Annotated in this window: 16 protein-coding genes and 1 pseudogene; 7 read left to right on the top strand and 10 right to left on the bottom strand. The window is 69.6% G+C overall.

The genetic code is table 11. The features are described from left to right. Position 1: 1 nt before the first annotated feature. A complete protein-coding gene (add, locus tag ACXIZN_RS03935) occupies positions 2–985 on the top strand; it encodes an adenosine deaminase (RefSeq protein ID WP_457952588.1) in 984 nt (327 codons plus the stop codon). Between the two features lie 60 nt (positions 986–1,045). Here the strand turns inward: add and ACXIZN_RS03930 are convergent, their stop codons facing one another. After that, positions 1,046–2,749, bottom strand: a complete 1,704-nt coding sequence (locus tag ACXIZN_RS03930; protein WP_457952587.1) for a cellulase family glycosylhydrolase — start codon at positions 2,747–2,749, stop codon at positions 1,046–1,048. Between the two features lie 273 nt (positions 2,750–3,022). Here ACXIZN_RS03930 and ACXIZN_RS03925 point away from each other — a divergent pair, with 273 nt between their 5' ends. Beyond that, positions 3,023–3,844, top strand: a complete 822-nt coding sequence (locus ACXIZN_RS03925) for a lytic transglycosylase domain-containing protein (RefSeq protein ID WP_457952586.1) — start codon at positions 3,023–3,025, stop codon at positions 3,842–3,844. On the opposite strand, the gene ACXIZN_RS03920 is transcribed toward ACXIZN_RS03925, so the two are convergent. From ACXIZN_RS03920 to ACXIZN_RS03910, 3 genes are read right to left on the bottom strand one after another with little or no spacing between them, the layout of a single operon-like run. Then, positions 3,841–5,190, bottom strand: a complete 1,350-nt coding sequence (locus ACXIZN_RS03920; protein ID WP_457952585.1) for a vWA domain-containing protein — start codon at positions 5,188–5,190, stop codon at positions 3,841–3,843. The two genes, ACXIZN_RS03925 and ACXIZN_RS03920, sit on opposite strands and share 4 nt — an antisense overlap. Next, positions 5,187–6,068, bottom strand: coding sequence for an AAA family ATPase (locus ACXIZN_RS03915; RefSeq protein ID WP_192741216.1), 882 nt, complete (start codon positions 6,066–6,068; stop codon positions 5,187–5,189). The genes ACXIZN_RS03920 and ACXIZN_RS03915 overlap by 4 nt, the downstream gene beginning before the upstream one ends. 21 nt (positions 6,069–6,089) lie before the next feature. Further along, the gene (locus ACXIZN_RS03910; protein ID WP_457952584.1) at positions 6,090–7,529 is read right to left on the bottom strand and encodes an MFS transporter; all 1,440 of its coding nucleotides are present in this window, start codon (positions 7,527–7,529) and stop codon (positions 6,090–6,092) included. Between the two features lie 62 nt (positions 7,530–7,591). Here ACXIZN_RS03910 and ACXIZN_RS03905 point away from each other — a divergent pair, with 62 nt between their 5' ends. The 3 genes from ACXIZN_RS03905 to ACXIZN_RS03895 are packed head-to-tail and all read left to right on the top strand — an operon-like array spanning position 7,592 to position 10,386. Beyond that, entirely contained in the window at positions 7,592–8,548 is a 957-nt protein-coding gene (locus tag ACXIZN_RS03905) for a helix-turn-helix transcriptional regulator (RefSeq protein ID WP_457952583.1), read from the top strand. Positions 8,549–8,558: 10 nt separating this feature from the next. After that, entirely contained in the window at positions 8,559–9,593 is a 1,035-nt protein-coding gene (gene mgrA, locus ACXIZN_RS03900; RefSeq protein WP_457952582.1) for an L-glyceraldehyde 3-phosphate reductase, read from the top strand. A 49-nt stretch (positions 9,594–9,642) separates the two neighbouring features. Then, positions 9,643–10,386 carry a class I SAM-dependent methyltransferase gene (locus ACXIZN_RS03895; protein WP_457952581.1) on the top strand — a complete coding sequence of 248 codons (744 nt, stop codon included), beginning with the start codon at positions 9,643–9,645 and terminating at the stop codon, positions 10,384–10,386. 374 nt (positions 10,387–10,760) lie between these two features. On the opposite strand, the gene ACXIZN_RS03890 is transcribed toward ACXIZN_RS03895, so the two are convergent. The 6 genes and pseudogenes from ACXIZN_RS03890 to sigC all read right to left on the bottom strand — a co-directional run bounded on the left by ACXIZN_RS03890 (position 10,761) and on the right by sigC (position 16,615). Then, positions 10,761–11,573 (bottom strand): aldo/keto reductase, encoded by an 813-nt coding sequence (locus ACXIZN_RS03890; protein ID WP_457952580.1) that lies wholly within the window; start codon positions 11,571–11,573, stop codon positions 10,761–10,763. A 9-nt stretch (positions 11,574–11,582) separates the two neighbouring features. Next, positions 11,583–12,824: a PucR family transcriptional regulator gene (locus ACXIZN_RS03885; RefSeq protein ID WP_457952579.1), complete on the bottom strand. Its 1,242-nt coding sequence runs from the start codon at positions 12,822–12,824 to the stop codon at positions 11,583–11,585. Positions 12,825–12,964: 140 nt separating this feature from the next. Next, a pseudogene (locus tag ACXIZN_RS03880) lies at positions 12,965–13,042 on the bottom strand ((2Fe-2S)-binding protein); the annotation flags it as partial. A 105-nt stretch (positions 13,043–13,147) separates the two neighbouring features. Then, complete coding sequence (locus tag ACXIZN_RS03875) at positions 13,148–13,603, bottom strand: (2Fe-2S)-binding protein (protein ID WP_034324549.1); 456 nt, start codon at positions 13,601–13,603, stop codon at positions 13,148–13,150. Positions 13,604–13,619: 16 nt separating this feature from the next. Further along, on the bottom strand, positions 13,620–15,866 hold the full coding sequence (locus ACXIZN_RS03870; RefSeq protein ID WP_457952578.1) for a molybdopterin cofactor-binding domain-containing protein: 2,247 nt from the start codon (positions 15,864–15,866) through the stop codon (positions 13,620–13,622). 179 nt (positions 15,867–16,045) lie between these two features. After that, positions 16,046–16,615 carry an RNA polymerase sigma factor SigC gene (gene sigC, locus ACXIZN_RS03865; RefSeq protein ID WP_457952577.1) on the bottom strand — a complete coding sequence of 190 codons (570 nt, stop codon included), beginning with the start codon at positions 16,613–16,615 and terminating at the stop codon, positions 16,046–16,048. 58 nt (positions 16,616–16,673) lie between these two features. Between sigC and ACXIZN_RS03860 the strand changes: the two genes are divergently transcribed. Next, positions 16,674–17,402 (top strand): zf-HC2 domain-containing protein, encoded by a 729-nt coding sequence (locus ACXIZN_RS03860; RefSeq protein WP_457952576.1) that lies wholly within the window; start codon positions 16,674–16,676, stop codon positions 17,400–17,402. A gap of 208 nt (positions 17,403–17,610) precedes the next feature. Next, positions 17,611–18,813 (top strand): ROK family transcriptional regulator, encoded by a 1,203-nt coding sequence (locus ACXIZN_RS03855; protein WP_126733660.1) that lies wholly within the window; start codon positions 17,611–17,613, stop codon positions 18,811–18,813. The last annotated feature ends 75 nt before the right edge of the window (positions 18,814–18,888 follow it).

Below are 18,888 nucleotides of genomic sequence, written 5' to 3'. Positions count from 1 at the left end.
CATGCGGGATCTTTCTCTGCTGCCCAAGGCCCATCTGCACGTCCACCTCGAAAGCACCATCCGGCCGGACACGCTCCGTGACATCGGCGAGGCGAACGGCATCGCCGTACCCGCGGAACAACCCGTTTTCGATGGCTTCCGCGCGTTCGGTGACTACAACGGGCTGCTGCGGTCCTGCCTGCGGAGGCCGGAGGACTTCGAACGGGTGGCGCGCGAGTTCTGCGAGGACCAGGTCGCCGACGGCGTCCGCTACGCCGAGGTCACCTTCACGGCGGCTTCGCACGGCGAACGGCTGGGCGAGCCGGACATGCCGCTGGCGTCCGTCCTCAAAGGACTCTCGGTGGGCGCGGCCGAACACGGGCTCCACTGGCGGGTGCTGCTGGACCACTCGCGCCGCCGGTCGGTCGACCGTGCCCGGCTCACCCTCGACCTGGCCCGCCGGTACGCCCCGGACGGGGTGTTCGCCATCGGGCTCGCCGGGGAGGAGAAATACCCGCTCGCGCCGTTCGCCGGGATCTGCGACGAGGCCGAGGAGGCGGGGCTCCACCTGATCCACCACGCGGGCGAGGACGCCGGCCCGGCCAGCATCCGCGAGGCGCTGGAGGTCGGGCACAGCGAACGGATCGGCCACGGCATCCGGATCCTGGAGGACGTCGCGCTGGTCGCCGAGGTACGGGAACGCGGTATCGCCCTGGAGGTCTGCCCGTCGTCGAACGTGACGCTCGGGCTCGTGCCCTCGTTCGAGGAGCATCCGCTCCCCCGGCTGGTCGACGCCGGGCTCGTGGTCACCCTCAGCACCGACGTCCCCTCGGTCACCGGGACGACGCTGACCGACGAGTTCCTGCGCACTCGTGAGGCGTTCGCCTACGACGACCTCGCGCTCGCGGGCCTCGCCCGGGCGTCCGTCGACGCGTCCTTCGCGCCCGCCGAGCTCAAGCGTTCGATCCACCAAGAGATCGACGCCTGGCTCTCTAACCGCAATTAGTCCTCTGGATGCGGTCCTTGCCCGTGCAAGTACCGCATCCAGAGGACGAAATGCGGGAGGTCAGCCGGTCGGGAAGTCGTCCGGCGTGCGGATGCGGTCCCGCACCCAGACACCGGCCGGCTTCAGCATCGAAGTGCCGGTGAAGGAGTTCCCGGCGCAGGTTCCGGTCTTGAACACGGCACCGGAGCGGAAGTCGTCGGAGAAGTTCCAGTTCGTCCAGCCGATCTTCTTGGCGGCCAGCAGATCAAGGTACTTCTGCGAGTAGGCGAAGTCGTTCCCGCCGTCACCCGTGTAGGTCTGGGTGCCGAATTCCGTGACGAACACCGGGAGCTTGTCGGCCGTCCGCGCCAGTGCGTCGTAGTGCTCGTCCTGGTGCGACGCCGCGTAGAAGTGGAACGTGTACATGATGTTGGTGGCGCGCACCGGGTCGTTCAGAATGTCGGTCTCGTCACGCTGGTCGGAGACGCCGAAGGTCGACCAGCCGTGCGTCCCGAGGAAGACGACGCTGTCCGGATCCTGGGCGCGGATCACCGGGATGACCTCTTCGGCGTACCGCTTCACGTCCGCCCAGCTGACGCCGTTCGGTTCGTTCGCGACGTCGTAGATGATGTTGACCTTGTCCTTGTGCCGCTGGGCGATCTCGGTGAAGAAGGTCTTCGCGAGATGGGTGTTCGCGTTCGGGTCGCCCGGGTCGAGCTGGTGCCAGTCGACGAGGACGTACATCCCGCGTTTCGTCGCTTCTTCGATGTAGTTGTGCATCATGTCGGTGAACTTGCGCGGATTGCTCTCGTAGCCGTCGTCCTGGATGTACATCGCGACGCGCAGGATGTCGGCCTTCCAGTCGTTGGCCAGCGCGTCCAGCGAGGCGGTCTTCACGCATTGGCTGTACCACTGGATCCCGTGCGTGCTCATCCCCCGCAGCTGGATGGGCTTGCCGTACTGGTTGCACAGTTTGACGCCGCAGACGTGGAGCTTCCCGTTGATCGACACCGGTGTCCCGGTACCGCACGCCGGGGTGGTGGCGGAGACGACGGCGCTCGGTGCGGACGTGTTCCCCGCCGCGTCGTGGGCGACCACCGTGAACGAGTAGGCCGTCGACGCGGCGAGCCCGCTCACCGTCGCGGGCGGATTCACCGTCGTGGCAACGGTTTGCCCGTTCCGGAGCACGCGGTATCCGGTGACGCCGACGTTGTCGGACGACGACTGCCAGGTCAGGGTCACGCTGCCACAGGTCACGTTCGACGTGGTGGGCGAGCCCGGCGCCGTCGGCGCTTCGGTGTCGTTGGAACCGCCGCTGGCCTCGACCGACAGCGAGTCCGCGTTCGGGCCGCCGTTCGACGTGACGGCGGTGGTGCGGATCTCGTTGGCGCCCGCGGCGAGGTTCACCGTGGTGGTGACCGTGCGCCAGGTCGTCCACGCGCCGGTGCCGGCGAACCCGAGGTCGTCCACGGCGATGGAGCCGTTGACGGTGATGTCTAGCGGGCGGTTGGCGGTCGTGCCGTTGGCGTAGCGGAAGGTCAGCGTGTGCTGCCCGGCCTGCGCCGCGTTGACGGTGTACTCGACGTAGCTACCGGTGACGTTGTCGTAGTTGACGAAGCCGGATCCGGTGAAGCCGGTGTGATTCGATTCGACCACGCCGCGTGAGATCGTCGCGTTCTCGGACTCGTAGCGGACGGGAGCCGCGGAAGCGGCCTGGGCGGAGATCGGGACCGAGGCGGCCGCGAGCACCGTGACCAGCGCCGCCCGCCATCTTGGGCGTACCACTCTGTGCCTCCTTCAGAAGCGTCGTTGCGTTCCGTGAAGCAGGGGCGCGGCGAGCCCTCGTTAAGAAACCTTCCTAACGCGGACCAGTCTCACCACCCGCCCGAAGCGCTGTCAACCGGGCAAAAGGGGCGATCGCACCCCGCAGTTAGTCCTCTACTTGCGGTAGTTGCACGCGCAAGGACCGCATTCAGAGGACGAAACGCGGAGGTGGGCCGGGTCACCCGCACGGCGGGCCACACAAGTTCTCCACATTCGTCACGTACCGTGGAACCGGTGACCGCTTCGTCCCCTTCGACACTGGACCTGATGGACCAGTGGGAACAGCCGCCCAGGAAACGTGGCCCGCGTGGCTGCGTGATGCTCGCGCTCCTGGTCGTCGGCGCCTTGGTCGCCGGTGCCGTCTGGGTGGTGATCAGCCTCAACGACCGCGAGCCGGTGCCGGTCAAGCCGGCGTTCGAGGTCCCCGCGCTCAAGCCCGCCCCGCGTTCGGCGATCCCCGGCGACGCCGGGCCGCTGCCTGCCGAGGCCGCGAAGGACGCCTGGATCGCGAAGGTGTCGGAGAACACGGACATCCCCTCGCGCGCGCTGCGGGCCTACGTGAACGCCGCCGAGAAGACCGCGAAGACCACTCCACGCTGCGAAATCACCTGGGCGACCATCGCCGGGATCGGCCGGACCGAGTCCCAGCACGCCCGGCACGACGGTTCCCGCGCCGGTGAGGACGGCGTCGTGACGCCGCCGATCATCGGCATCCCGCTCGACGGCTCCCCCGGTGTGCTGGCGGTCGTCGACACCGACAAGGGCGCCCTCGACGGCGACGCGAAGTGGGATCGCGCGGTCGGGCCCATGCAGTTCCTGCCCGCCACCTGGAAGCGGTACGGCGTCCGCGCGAGCGGCGACGGCGCCGCGCCCGACCCGCAGAACATCGACGACGCGGCGATGACGACCGCGCGGTACATGTGCGCCCGGGGCGGCGACCTCGGAGACCCCGCCGGCTGGTGGACCGCGGTGCTGACCTACAACAACTCCACCGCGTACGGGCAGGAAGTGTTCAGCAACGCCGACGCGTACGGCAAGGTCGCCCTAAAGCCCTAGGCGGGCAGAAGCCGGGTGACCAGCCGCGACAGCTGGTGCACGTTCCGACATTCGTGCATCTCTACGACCTGGGCGTACGCGTGCGCCTCGGAGTCCCCGGTGGACCACAGCGCGGTCCGCTCCGGGTTGAGCCAGTACGTATGCCTCGCCGCGGCGGCGATCCCCCGCACCGCCTCCAGATTCGGGTCGCCGCCGTTGGTCCTGGCGTCCCCGAGGATGAGCAGGGACGTCTTGGGCCCCACGGCGTCCGAATAGCGCTCGGCGAACTCGCCGAGCGCGTGCCCGTAGTCGCTGTGCCCGTCCCAGCGGGTCAGTTCCGCGTCGGCGAGGATACGCGCGCCGAGGTCCTCCGGATCGGCGGCGCCGGTGTCGACGAGATGGGTGATCTCGTCGCACGCGTCGATGAACGCGAACACCCGCACCTTGCTGAACTGGTCGCGCAGGGCCTGCACCAGCAGCATGGTGAAGTTCGCGAAACCGGCCACCGAACCCGACATGTCGCACAGCAGCACGATTTCCGGCCGTCCCGGCCGGTGCCGCCGGTACGACGGCCGCATCGGGACGCCGCCGGTGGACAGCGAGCGCCGCAGTGTCCGGCGCAGGTCGATCTGCCCGCGCGCGTGCCGCCGTCGCCGGGCGGCCAGCCGGGTGGCGAGCTTGCGCGACAGCGGCTGGACGACGCGGCGGAGTTCGGCGAGTTGCGCGCGGCTGGCGAGCAGGAAGTCGACGCGGTCGGCCGCCGGCGGCACGGCGTGCCGCGAAACCCGTTCCCTGCCACGGACTTCCGCCACCCTGCGGCGGGCTTCGGTCCGCACCAGCCCACGGAAGCCTTCGACCCGCCGCCGGACGTCGTCGCGGTCCAGCCGGTCGGTGAAATCCTCCTGGCCGCCCGCGCGGATCGCTTCGAGGACGCGGACCACGAGTGTCTGTGGCTGAAGCCGTTCCAGCGTCTGGTGCGCCGACCAGCCGCCGCTTCCCGCCGTACCGCCGTACTCCCCCAGCATGTCGACGGCGAGCCCGGCCAGTTGCGTCAGTTCCGTCTGGTCGTTGGCGGCGAGCGCCGCGGCGAGCCGATCCCGCAACGCGACCAGGTCTTCGACCGGATCCTGTGACGGGGCGCCGACGCCGAGCGGGAAGTAGATGTCGAACGTCGCGTCGAACACGGCACGCTGGCCGCCGCGCCGGACCAGCGCCGCCGCGAGCCCTTCACGCATCTGCTCACGGGAGGCAAGGCCCAGCACTACGAGTGCCGCGGCGGCGTCGACCGTCTCACTGGGACCCGCCGGGATCCCGTGCTCCCGCAACGCTTCCACGAATTCGACGAGCCTGCCCGGCACACCGCTCACGAGCCGAGGACCTTGCCGAGTTCCAGCCGCGCGTCCGCCTTCACGACGTCGTCCTGGTGTTTGAGGATGACGCCGAGGCTCGCGCGGACGACGTCCTCGCCGAGGCTGTCGGCGCCGAGTGCCAGCAGGGTGCGGGCCCAGTCGATGGTTTCGGCGACCGACGGTGCCTTCCGCAGTTCCATCGCCCGCAGCGCGGTGATCACCTTGACCACGGACGCGGCGAGCGCGTCGTCGACGCCCGGCACCTTGAGCCGCACGATGCGCTGCTCCAGTGCGGCGTCGGGGAAATCGATGTGCAGGAACAGGCAACGCCGTCGCAGCGCCTCGGAAAGCTCACGCGTCGCGTTGGAGGTCAGCACCACGAACGGTTTGCGCCCGGCGGTGATGGTGCCGAGTTCCGGGACGGTGATCTGGAAGTCGCCGAGCACCTCCAGCAGCAGGCCCTCGATCTCGACGTCGGCCTTGTCGGTCTCGTCGATGAGCAGAACGGTCGGCTCGTCGCCCTTGATCGCCGTCAGCAACGGCCTGGCCAGCAGGAACTCTTCACCGAAGATGTCGTTGCGGGCTTCGTCCCAGGTCTCGTCCTTGCCGGCGGTGATCCGGAGAAGCTGCTTCGCGTGGTTCCACTCGTACAGCGCACGCGACTCGTCGACGCCTTCGTAGCACTGCAACCGCACGAGCCGGGAGCCGCTGGCCTGCGCGACAGCCTTCGCCAGCTCGGTCTTGCCGACCCCCGCGGGCCCCTCGATCAGCAACGGCTTGCCGAGGGCGTCCGCGAGGAACACCGTGGTGGCGACGGCCGCGGAGGCCAGGTAGCCGGTGTCGGCGAGCTTCGCCGTCACGTCTTCGACGGATGTGAAGTACCCGGTCCCAGCCACGCGGCCTCCCAGCTCGATCGCCTACCCGGCCGACTCTACGTCGCGGATCCGCTTCGGCAGCAGGAACCCGACCGCGAAGGTGAGCATCACCATCACCGCGACCACCCAGAACGTCCGCTGGGCGGCGCCGGTCGGATCCGCGGGCCCGGCGTCGAAGAACACCGTGCCCAGCAGCGCCAGCCCCAGCGCGCCGCCGACCTGCTGGAGCGACGTCAGCGCCCCCGACGCCGATCCGGCCTCCGACGGTTCCACTCCGGACAGCGCGATCTCGAAGTACGGCCCCATGATCAGGCCCGAGCCGATCCCGACCACCAGCAACGCGGGCGCGATCTGCCAGGGACCCGTCTCCGGGCCGAGAAGCAGCAGCAACGCGACCACGCCGGCGGTCATGATCAGTGCGCCGGTGTGCAGCACCTTGCGGCCGTGTTTGCGCACCGCCTGCACCAGGCCCATCCCGACGATCATCCCCAGCGACATCGGCACGCCGGTCAGCCCGGCCTTGAGCGGCGAGAAACCGAGCCCGAACTGCAGGTACAGCGTGAAGACCAGACCGAAGCCGGAGAACGCGGCGAAGTAGATCGTCCCGGTCGCCATCCCGGCGAGGAAGCTGCGCTTGCGGAACAGGCTCGGCTCGACCAGCGGGTCACCACCGCGGCGGCTCTTGCGCTTCTCGAACCACGCGAACACGCCGAACACCACGACCGCGGCGGCCATCATCGCGAACGTCCACAGCGGCCAGCCGTACTCGCGGCCCTGCACCAGCGGGAAGACGATCAGCAGCGCGCCGGTCGTCGCGAGCAACGCGCCGGGGATGTCGAGGGTGAGCGAACCGCCGGGACGGGACTCGGGAAGGAACTTGAGCGCGGCGAGCACGGCCAGCGCGCCGATCGGCAGGTTGATCAGGAAGATCATCCGCCAGCCGGTGCCGAAGAGATCGGCGTCCACCAGCCAGCCCGCGAGGATCGGGCCGCCGACCGCGGCGAGCCCCATCACCGGGCCGAACATGCCGAACGCGGACTGAAGTTCCTTGCCGGAGAACATCTCCTTCATCATGCCGAGGCCCTGCGGAACCATCGCGGCGCCGAAGAGGCCCTGCACCACCCGCGCGGTGATGATCATCTCCGGGTTCACCGCGACCGCGCAGAACAGCGAGCCGACGACGAAACCGATCGCGCCGATCAAGAACATGCGCTTGCGGCCGAAGATGTCGCCGAGCCGCCCGCCGGTGAGCAGGCCGGACACCATCGCGAGGGTGTAGGCGACGCCGAGCCACTGGATCATCGCCGTGCCGCCGCCGAGCGAGGCACGCATGACCGGTCCGGCGATGCTCGTGACCGTCATGTCGAGCAGTTCCATCACCGACCCGGTCAGGATCACGAACAGCGCGGGCCAGCGCCAGCGGTAGGACTTCTCCACGTTTTCCGTGGTCACACCGCTCGGGGTGTCCAGTGTCATCGTCATGGGAACAACGCTAAAGTCAATTCCGGCCACTTTCTGACCGGAATGCGAGCGAACCTGGATTCATGGCGAATACGAGTGCGCGGATGCTGCGGCTGCTGTCCCTGCTGCAGACACACCGCTTCTGGTCGGGAACCGAGCTGAGCGACAAGCTCGAGGTGAGCGAGCGGACGCTGCGGCGCGACGTCGAGCGGCTGCGCGAGCTGGGTTATCCGGTCAACGCGAGCCGCGGCGTGGCGGGCGGGTACCAGCTGCGGTCGGGCACGGTCATGCCGCCGTTGCTGCTGGACGACGAAGAGGCCGTGGCGATCGCGGTCGGCCTGCGGACGGCGGCGAGCGGTTCGGTGGAGGGCATCGAAGAGACCTCGGTCCGGGCGCTGACGAAGGTCGTCCAGGTGATGCCGCCCCGGTTGCGCAGACGTGTCGACGCGCTCCAGGCGTACACGACGCCGGCGGCCGTCACCGGCCCCCGGGTCAACGCGGCCAGCCTGACGGTGATCGCGCAGGCGTGCCGGGACGACGAGCGGCTGAAGTTCGACTACGCGGCGCGCGGCGGCGAGGAGTCCGCACGGCTGGTCGAGCCGCACCGGCTCGTCTCACTCGGACGGCGCTGGTACCTGGTGGCCTGGGACCTCGATCGGGTGGATTGGCGCACGTTCCGCGTCGACAGGCTCAGCGAGCCTCGCACCACCGGCGCCCGCTACCGCCCGCGCGAGATCCCCGGCGGCGACGCGGTCAAGTTCGTCGAAGCCCAGATCAAGGCGAGGCCGACCACGCATTCGCTGGTCGTCCGGGTCGAGGCGCCGAAGGCACAGGTCGAATCGGCCGTGCGGTACCTCGGCGGCGCACTCGAAGCGATCGACGAGACCTCGTGTCGTCTGACGATGAACGTCGACACCTTCGACTGGCCCGTCCTGATCCTCGCCGCCATCGGCGCGCCCTTCGAGGTCGAGAGCCCTTCGGCATTCAAAGATCACCTCGGCGCCGTCGCCACCCTCTTCTCGCGCGCCTCCGGCGGCTAGCATCGGGCCCGTGAGCACCTATGTCGCGGCCGAGGGCCGATACGAGAGCATCCCCTACCGCCGCACCGGGCGCAGTGGCCTGAAGCTGCCCGCGATCTCGCTGGGCCTGTGGCACAACTTCGGGAACGACAAGCCGCTCGGCACCCAGCGGGACATCGCGCGGCGCGCGTTCGACCTGGGCATCACCCATTTCGACCTCGCCAACAACTACGGCCCGCCCTACGGCTCGGCCGAGGAGAACTTCGGCAGGCTGCTGGCTTCGGACTTCAAGCCCTACCGGGACGAACTGGTCATCTCGACCAAGGCCGGCTACGACATGTGGCCCGGCCCGTACGGCGAATGGGGCTCGCGCAAGTACCTGCTGTCCTCTTTGGACCAGTCGCTCGGCCGGATGGGCCTGGGCTACGTCGACATCTTCTACTCGCACCGTTTCGACCCCGAGACGCCGCTCGAAGAGACGGTCGGCGCGCTCGACACCGCCGTCCGCTCCGGACGCGCGCTGTACGTCGGCATCTCGTCGTACTCGTCGGAGAAGACCGCCGAGGCCGCGCGGCTCCTGCGCGAACTGGGCACCCCGCTGCTCATCCACCAGCCGTCGTACTCGATGTTCAACCGCTGGCTCGAAGGCGACAAACTGCTCGACACGCTCGAAGCCGAAGGCGCGGGCTGCATCGCCTTCTCGCCGCTCGCGCAGGGGCTGCTGACCAGCCGCTACCTCGACGGCGTTCCCGAAGATTCCCGTGCGGCGCAAGGGAAGTCGCTCAATCCGGACACGATCACCGAGAGCACGCTCGGCAAGATCCGGGCGCTGAACGAGATCGCGCAGAGGCGTGGGCAGACGCTGGCGCAGCTCGCGCTCGCGTGGGGCCTGCGCGACCCGCGGATGACGTCGGTGCTGATCGGCGCGAGCAGCGTCGCCCAGCTGGAGGACAACGTCGGCGCGCTGAAGAACCTGCACTTCACCCATGAGGAGCTGGCCGAGATCGACCGCTACGCCACAGAGGCCGACATCAACCTCTGGAAGCGCTCGACCGACGCCGGATGACACCCGAAATCGCGTTGCCCCGCGAGGCCGGGGAGCCGAGACTGCGAACATGACTTTCGAAGATCTGCTCGCCGAAGGAGAGGCCGTCCCGGTCGAAGGCTGGGACTTCTCGTGGTTCGAGGGCCGGGCCACCGAGGAGCGGCCGCCGTGGGGTTACTCGCGGCTCCTCGGCGAGCGGATGGCGAAGGCCGCCGCCGGGCTGGACCTGCAGACCGGCGGCGGCGAGGTGCTCGCGGGCATCCCGGAACCGCCGCCGGTCCTCGCCGCCACCGAAGGCTGGCCGCCGAACGTCGAGGTCGCCCGGAGGAATCTCGCACCGCTGGGCGGTGAGGTGGTCGAGGCCGAGCACGACGCGCCGCTGCCGTTCCCCGACGAGTCCTTCGATCTGGTGACGAGCCGCCATCCGATCGCGAACCCGTGGCGGGAGATCGCCCGCGTGCTGCGTCCGGGCGGAACCTTTCTGTCGCAACAGATCGGAGCCGGAACCGTGCGGGAGCTGAAGGAGTTCTTCCTCGGCCCGCAGGACTACGGCGGCTGGACGCCCGACGTCCTCCGCGTCGAGGCGGAGGCCGTCGGGCTGCGCGTCGAGCGCCTCGAACCGGCGAAACTGCGGATGGAGTTCTTCGACCTCGCCGCCGTCGTCCACTTCCTCCGGAAGGTGATCTGGATCGTGCCGGGGTTCGAGGTCCAGACTTACCGCGACAGGCTCGCGGAACTCCATCGGATCATCGAGACCGACGGGAAGTTCGTCGCGCACTCGCGGCGGGTGCTCGTGGAGGCCGTCAAGCTCTAGTCCGGTTGGTCCCAGGTCCGACCTCGCCAGGTACATGAAGGCCCCCTTCCTTGCGCCAGGCGCAAGGAAGGGGGCCTTCATGTACTTCAGGCACCGTGCCGGTCCAACCTCGTGGTCGGTTCTCTTGAGGGGTAAGGCAAATCGGGCGTGTCGCGAAAGCCACTTTCGCGACGCTCAGTGTCCCGAAAGTGGCTCGGGCGTGTCGCGAAAGCCACTTTCGCGACGCTCAGTGTCCCGAAAGTGGCTTTCGCGACAGGGGCGGCCCACATCGGCTGGTAGTGAAGGGCCCCTTCCCTACCTTCAGGATAGGTAAGGAGGCCTTCACGGACCGGTGAGCGCGGCGCCCCGAACGCCACGTGCCTCCACCCGACCCCTCACGAGGACAAGCGCTCCAGGTGCTCGGCGGTCAGCTTCACGTCCCCCGCGGCGAAGTTCTCCTCCAGGTGCGCGATATTCGCCGTCCCGGGGATCGGCAGGATCACCGGCGACCGCGCCAGCAGCCACGCGAGCCCGACCTGCGCCGTGGTCACTCCCAGTTCGGCGGCGACGGCGGTGAGCTCGGAACCGGCCTCGGAAGCGGCGCCGAGCACGGGACGCCAAGGCAGGAAAGCGATTCCGGCCGCCTCGCACGCGTCCAGCACCGCTTCGTACGAGCGGTCCAGGAGGCTGTAGCGGTTCTGCACGCTCGCGATGTCCACGATCTCCCGTGCCCGCGCGAGTTCGTCCACAGTGACTTCGGACAGCCCGATCCGGCCGATCTTGCCTTCGTCGCGCAGGTCCCGCAGTGCGCCGAGCTGGTCGGCCAGCGGGGTTTCGGGGTCGAGGCGGTGCAACTGCAGCAGCTCGATCCGCTCGACGCGCAACCGCCGCAGGCCCTCGTCGACCTGCACCCGCAGCGATTCCGGGCGTGCGTCGTACTTCCAGTCGTCGCCGGTCCGCACGACGCCGACCTTGGTGGTGACCACCAGGTCGTCCGGGTACGGATACAGCGCTTCGGCGAGCAGCTCCTCGTTCGCTCCCCCGCCGTAGAGATGCGCGGTGTCGATCAGCGTGATGCCGAGCTCGACCGCGCGCCGCGCGACGGCGATCGAATGCTCACGTCCGGGTCCTGCTTCGGTCGGCAGGCGCATGGCACCGAAACCGATCCGGCGTACGGGCAGGTCTCCGCCGATGGCGAACTGTTCCATGGGAGAAACCTAGCGCAGCGGATCCCTCGGCGAAGGCAGATGCGAGGTGTCCGGGAACATGTGGAGCGCGCGCAGGGCCGCGCCGAGTTCGGCGATGTCCGCCGGGTCGGTCAGCGAACGCCCCAGTTCCTCGGAAATCCGCTTCAGCCGGTGCCGGATCGTGTTGGGGTGACAGAACATCCGCTCGGACGTCAGTTTCGTGGAGCCTTGGCATTCGAACCACGCCCGCAACGTCAGCAGGAGCACGTTCCGGTCGTCGCCGGGCAGGTCCAGGATCGGTCGCAGCACGTGGTGCGCGAGCTGGACCGACGCCTCCGGCGCGCTGGCGACGAGTCCGGCCAGCGGGGATTCGTTGAACTGCACCATTCCCGTCGACCCCGGCATCATGCTGGAGAGCGCGACGCGGGCGAGATGCAGTGCGCGCGAGGTGTTCCCGAGTCCGGTGAACACCGGACTGACCCCGATCCGGCCGGTCTGGTTCTCCCGCAACAGCTCGATGATCACCTGGGAGGCCACCGGATCCCGCATCGAGACCACGCCCACCTGCAGGTCCGGGGTGAGCCGCCAGGCGGACGCGTGATGCCGTTCGCGGAGCCGGTTTTCGATCTGGGGCAACGGTTCGTGCCCGACGCGCGGGGTCTCGGCGGCGACGACCACATAGGTCCCGTCGAGCGAGAGCTCCAGCACGCGCGCGATGTCCCACAGCGTGCCCTCGGTGGCCGCGCCGCCGGCGAACAGCGCCTCGACCAACGCGGAGCGTCTGCTTTGGTGCGCCAGCATGACTTCGGCGGTGGTGTCGCGGTACGTCGTCGTCAGCGCCTCGGCGTAGTCGTCGATCAGCGCCCAGATCGCCGACGTGGCGGCGACGAGGCCTCGGAGGTCCTGGTGTTCGCTCGAAGCGGTCAGCTCGACGAACCGGTTCCACACCTCGGTGAGCCCGATCCGGTAGGCGCGCAGGAGCTCCGGCAGCGGCGCGCCCTGCAGTGCGCGGGCGCGCCCGGTCGCCCTGGCCTGGGAGAGGTCGGGTTCCTCCGTGCCGCGGAGGGTCCGCATGACGAACTCGAGGTTGTTCCGCACCGACGTCCGCAGTTCGGCGAGGCTGACGAACTGCGCGTCGCGGTACACCGGCATCTCGGCACGGATCCGCCCGACGGTGCCGTCGATGAGCGCCGGCAGCTGCTTCTCGACCTCCACGGCCAGCTCGGCGACGACGGCGGCCGAACCTTCGCGGAGCACAGTTCGGTAGTGCATGGACGTCCTCCGGGGCAGGGACTCCTCGTCGAGCCCCTGGGGACGCCATCTAACACGACTTGCCCGCCGGCGGCCTGTCGAAACCGGCGGGCGCCGCCGGTGCGGCGGAAAATCGGGATTTCCACCGCACCGGCGGGATTTCACAGCTTCGCGGCCGCGCTCTTGATGGCTTCGCGGATCCGGAAGTAGGTGCCGCACCGGCAGACGTTCTGGATCGCGTNGGGGACGCCATCTAACACGACTTGCCCGCCGGCGGCCTGTCGAACCCGGCGGGCGCCGCCGGTGCGGCGGAAAATCGGGATTTCCACCGCACCGGCGGGATTTCACAGCTTCGCGGCCGCGCTCTTGATGGCTTCGCGGATCCGGAAGTAGGTGCCGCACCGGCAGACGTTCTGGATCGCGTCGATCTCGGCGTCGGTCGGGTTCTTCGTCTTCTTCAGCAGCGCCACCGCGGCCATGATCTGCCCCGGCTGACAGTATCCGCATTGCGCGACGTCCTGCTCCAGCCAGGCCTCCTGCACCGGGTGCAGGTCGTCGCCGTCGGCGAGGCCTTCGATGGTGGTGACCTCCTTGCCCGAGCACTCGGACACCGGCGTCACGCACGGGTTGAACGCCTCGCCGTCGAGGTGACTGGTGCAGGCCTTGCAGACGTTGATCCCGCAGCCGTACTTCGGGCCGCGGACGCCGAGCTTGTCCCGCAGGGCCCACAGCATGGGCAGATCCGCGGGGGCGTCGACGGTGACGGTCTTCCCGTTCACCGTGAAGGTGTAGTTGGGCATCGAAAACTCCTGGAGGTCAGCGGGGGAAGGGTTCGAAGTCGACCGGGAAGTTGATCGGGAAGCTGCGCGGTTTGATCCCGGTGGCCCGCGCGTACGCGTTCCCGATCGCGCCGACCGGCGCGGGCACGCCGAGCTCCCCGGCCCCGCCGATCTCGCCCGTCTCCGGCATCACGAACACCTTGACGTCCGTCGGCGAGTTCTTCTGCCGCGCGTAGTGGAACTGCGAGTAGCTGCCTTCCAGCGGCAGGCCCTTGTCGATGTGCAGACCCGCGGTCAGCGTGGTGGAGATGCCGTCGGTCAGGCCGCCGAGCATCTGCGCCTCGATCCCGCGCGGGTTGATCGGCTTGCCGACGTCGACCGCGATGGTCGCCTTGGTGACACGCGGCTTCTTCGGGTCGCGGGCGTCCATTTCGACGAGGCAGGCGGTGTACGACTTGTACTCGCCGTGCACGGCGACACCCTGCGCGAAACCCTTCGGCATCTTCTTGCCCCACTCGCCGAGTTCGGCGACCTTGTCCAGCACCGCGCGCTGCCGGTCGTTCTTGATGAACTCGCGCCGGAACTCGACCGGGTCCTTGCCGAGTTTCGCGGCGATCTCGTCGACCATGATCTCTTCCGCGCCCCGCGTGCTCGCGGAGTACACCGACCGCCAGGCGCCGGTGTGGAAGTCCACCGGGACCTCGTTGAGCAGCTGCGTGGTGACCCCGAAGTTGTACGGCGACTTCACCGTCAGCAGGAACACCGTCTGCGCGAAGCTCAAGTTGCCGCCGACCGGCAGTTCCGCGGCGAAAGCGGTCAAGACCTCGCCGAGCCCGTGGCTCCAGTCGGTTTCCACGCTGGCGACACGATGCTCGAAGGTGAGCACCTGGCCGAGCGCGAAGGTGGCGCGGATCTTGTGGTGGCTCGCGGCCCGCGCGCGGCCGTGGCGCATGTCGTCGATGCGGCTCCACATCAACCGCACCGGCCGTTTGAACGCCTTGGAGGCACGCGCGGCCTCGATGGCGCCGTCGGAGAACAGCCGCCGGCCGAAGGAACCGCCCGCCTGCTGGACGTGCACGGTGACCTTGTTCTCCGGCAGCCCGAGCTCCTGCGCGATGTTCTGCTTCGCGAGGATCGGGACCTTCATCCCGGACCAGATGGTCGCGCTGTCCTCCCGGACGTCGGCGACGGCCGAGTTGGTCTCCAACGGCGCGTGACTGGCGAAGGCGAAGTCGAACTCGCCGTCGACGTACTGGGTCAGCAGCGGCGGCACGACGAACGGGAGCGCCGCGGCCTGCAGCTTCTTCTTGATCGTCGCGTTGTTCTCGCCGTCGACGGTGCCGCCGTTCCAGGTGACGTCGAGCGCGTTCTTGCCGTCCAGCGCCTGGCCGAAGGTCTCGGCCATCACCGCGACCCCGGTCTTGATCACGGCGATGTCGATGATGCCCGGCATCGCTCGGACGGCGGCCTCGTTGTTGACCTTCTTGACCGTGCCGTTGATCGTCGGCGGACGGCGGACCATCACCGGCTTCGCGCCGGGGATGTCCAGGTCGAGCGTGTACTGCAGCTGCCCGGTGACCATCGCGCGGGCGTCCTTGCGCGACTGCGGCGTGCCGACCAGCCTGTGCGCGGACTCCGCCTTCGGGGTCGCGGTCACCTTGCCGAGGTCTGCGCGGGCGGCCGGCTTGGCCAGCGCGCCGTAGCCTGCCCGGCGGCCGTCGGGCGCGATCACCGCACCGTCCCTTGTGGACAGCCGGGCGGCCTCGGCACCCCACTGCCGGGCGGCGGCCGCGACCAGCCGGGCGCGCGCGGCGGCGGCCGCGGTCCGCACCGGCGTGTAGAGCGAGCGCATCGTGTTGGAACCGCCGGTCAGCTGGTTGAACAGCAACTCGGAACGGGCGTCGGAGAGGACGACGTCGACGCGGTCGAGCGGCAGGTCCATCTCCTCGGCGACCAGCATGGCGTTCGCCGTGGTGATGCCCTGGCCGACCTCGGTCCGCGGCAGTTCGAGCCGCACGCGGCCGTCTTCGCGGACTTCGAGCACCAGGAGACCGGCGGTGGGGGCGTTCGACAGGATCAGCACGTCACCGAGGTCGAGGAGCTCGGCAGGCCCGGGCGGGGTCGGGATGACGGCTTCAGCCTCTTCGGGCGCGACGGTGTCGATACCGATCTTCGTGGCGATCGTGAGCGTGGGCGCGGCGACGAGGAAGCTCAGGAACCGGCGGCGGCCGAGACCGCCTGAGTCCGGAACATCGCCTTGGGTTCCAGTGGTGGGACTGGCCATCGGGAACATCCCTTCGAGAGCGCGCGGAGAAGGCGGGGACCCTCGCGCGGCCTGGGGTTGGATGGCGACACGCTAGGCATCGGCATTCGGCCTAGTCAACGCGGAGTAGTCGGGTCGGCCCATCTGTGTGACGAGATGACAGCGAACGACCCCGAATGTGTGGCGCGCCACAGCGAGGGCTAGATGGAGTCGCGCTCCCGGCCCGCTTCGAGCAGGTCCTCGCGGGCACGGGCGACACGCGAGCGCACGGTGCCGACCGGGCAGCCGCAGATCTCGGCGGCCTCGGCGTACGAGAGCCCCAGCACCTGGGTGAGGACGAGGACCTCGCGCCGCTCCGGGTCGAGCCCGTCGAGCAGCATCCGCAGCTCCACCAGATCCTCGAAACCGGCGACACCCTCGGCCTGGCGGGCGCCACGCCGCTCGGCCGTGGCCTCCCAGTCGACGTCGGCGAGCTTCGGTCGTGCCGAAGCCGCCCGGATACGGTCGACGACGACACGGCGCGCGATCGACAGGAGCCAGGTCCGCGACGAGGACCGGCCGGCGAACCGCCGCAGGCTGCCGAACGCCCGCAGGTACGTCTCCTGGGTGAGATCGTCGGCGGCGCCGACGTCGGCGAGGTGCGCGACGAAACGCCAGACGTCGGCCTGGGTGGCACGCACCCAGTCCTCGAGCGCCCGCCGGTCGCCGCGGGCGGCGGCGAGAGCGAGCCCGGTCACCCGCTCGTCGTCGTGGTTGCGCGGCCTGGCCATACGAGAAACGTAGCAGCGTCCCGGGAACCGGGGCAGGCCCGCGCCCGACAAGTGAGACGTGAAGTGCGAGACCTGCCGCGAGGCCCTGTCGGCCCGGCTCGACGGCGAAACCGAACCCGCCCCGCCCGAGGTGGTCGACCGGCACGTTGCCGGCTGCCCCGCCTGCCGGTCGTGGCTTTCGCGCGCCGAGCGGATGCACCGGGCGATGGCGCTGCGGCCCGCTCCCCCGGTCCCGGACCTCACCGCCGTCATCCTCGAACGCACGCCCGCCCCGCCGAGTGAGGGCTGGACGGCCAGGATCGCGCTCGCGCTGGTCGCGATCGCGCAGCTCGGCCTCGCCTTCGCCCAGCTCCTGGGCGTGGAAGACCACACCGCGGGACACGGCACGGAATCCCTGATCGGGCACCTTTCGCATGAAAGCAGCGCGTGGAACCTCGCCGTCGGTGTCGGCCTCGGCTGGGCGGCCGTCCGCACGAAGGCGGCGGCCGGGCAGCTGCCCGCGCTGACCGGTTTCGTCGCGCTCCTGCTGGCGTTGTCGGCGGGCGACCTCGTCACCGGGCAGGTGACCGCCGGACGGGTGCTCACGCACGGGTTGGTCGTCGCCGGGGTGTTGTTGCTGTTCGTGGTGAACCGCCAGCACCGGCTGCGCAACCGCCCCAGCCCGGCGACGACGGCCGGTTACCCGGATTCCCACACCGCCGAACCGGACCACGAAACCGGCGAAGTCCCCGAACGGCCCCGTCAGCACAGGGGTTTCCGGCGCCCGGCGAGCCGCCACGTGGCCTGAGACCATCTGGTCTAGACCATTACCGGTCACTGGGAGCACGCGCACGGATACCGGGTGAATCACGGTTTTTCGCGCGCGGCGTGCGCGATTCGCGGCGCGGGCACGTTTATCGTCGCCTTGGACCACCGAATGTAAACCTTCTTGCCCATTTCGGGCCGGAGGCGGATAACTTTGGTGGAACACCTTGGTTCGACAGGAGGCGAAGCTCGTGGTTGGCGCAGAAAACCCACCCGTCGGCACCCCCGCCGGGATGCGGAAGATCAATCAGCGCGCCGTGCTGGACCTCCTGCGCCGCAGCGGCCCGGCGACGCGGCCCCAGGTCGCGAAGGACACCGGACTTTCGAAACCCACGGTGAGCCAAGCGTTACTGGCGCTCGAAGCGGCCGGTCTCGCCAGGGCGACCGGGCACACCTCGACCGGCACCGGCCGGTCCGCCGTCCTCTACGAAGCGGATCCCACGGCGGGCTACGTCCTCGGTGTCGACATCGGACGCGAGCATCTGCGCGTCGCCGTCTCGGACCTCGGCCACACCGTGGTCGCCCGCCGTGACGAGCGGAACACCTCGCGGTCGGGCACCGCGCTCGTCAGCGCGGTGGGCGCCCTCGCCGCGGCCACCGTGCGCGAAGCGGGACTGTCGCAGGCGGACATCGTCGTGCGGGTCCTCGGCTCCCCCGGCGTCGCCGACCCGGACAAACGCTGCTTCCGGCACGCGCCGAACCTTCCCGGCTGGGGCAAGGCGGGCCTGCTCGACGAACTCGAAGCCGTCCTCGGCCCGGATCTGATGGTCGAGAACGACGCGAATCTCACCGCCGTCGGCGAATGGGAACGCGGTGCCGCGCGCGGCGCGTCCGTGTTCGGCTGCATCACCATCGGCACCGGTGTCGGTATGGGTGTGATGGTCAACGGCCAGGTCTTCCGTGGCGCCACGGGCGCGGCGGGCGAGATCGGGTACCTGCCGTACGGGCAGTCGCACGCGGCGGGCGAAGGCGAGGACTCGCCGCCGGTCCGCGGCCACCTCGAAGAGGCGACGGCGGCGCAGTCCGTCGTGCGCGGCGCGCGCGAACTCGGCCTCGGCACGGCGAAATCGGCCCGCGAGGTCTTCCGGCTCGCCCGGGACGGCGACGAACTCGCCCTGCGCGCCGTCGAGGCGGAGGCCGACAGGCTCGCGTACACCGTGGCTTCGGTGGCCGCGGTGATCGACCCCGAACTGATCGTGCTCGGCGGCGGGATCGGCACTGCGGCCGATCTGCTGCTCGACCCGATCGATCGCGCCCTGCGCTCGTTCACTCCCCTGGTCCCGGCGGTCGTCCAGGGCGAACTGGGCGACGACGGGGTGCTGACCGGCGCGATCAGCGTCGGGTTGCGCGCCGCCGAGGGCCTGGTCTTCGAACGCAAGGTCGGCGCGGCTTAAGCCCGGGTCGGAAGTTCGCGTCGGCTTGCACCTGGCGAGCGGGTCGTGAGTGGCGTTTCGGGTTAGAACCCGAAG

This window comes from Amycolatopsis sp. TRM77291 (assembly GCF_054166285.1).
This window is presented reverse-complemented; position numbering and strand designations above follow the sequence as displayed.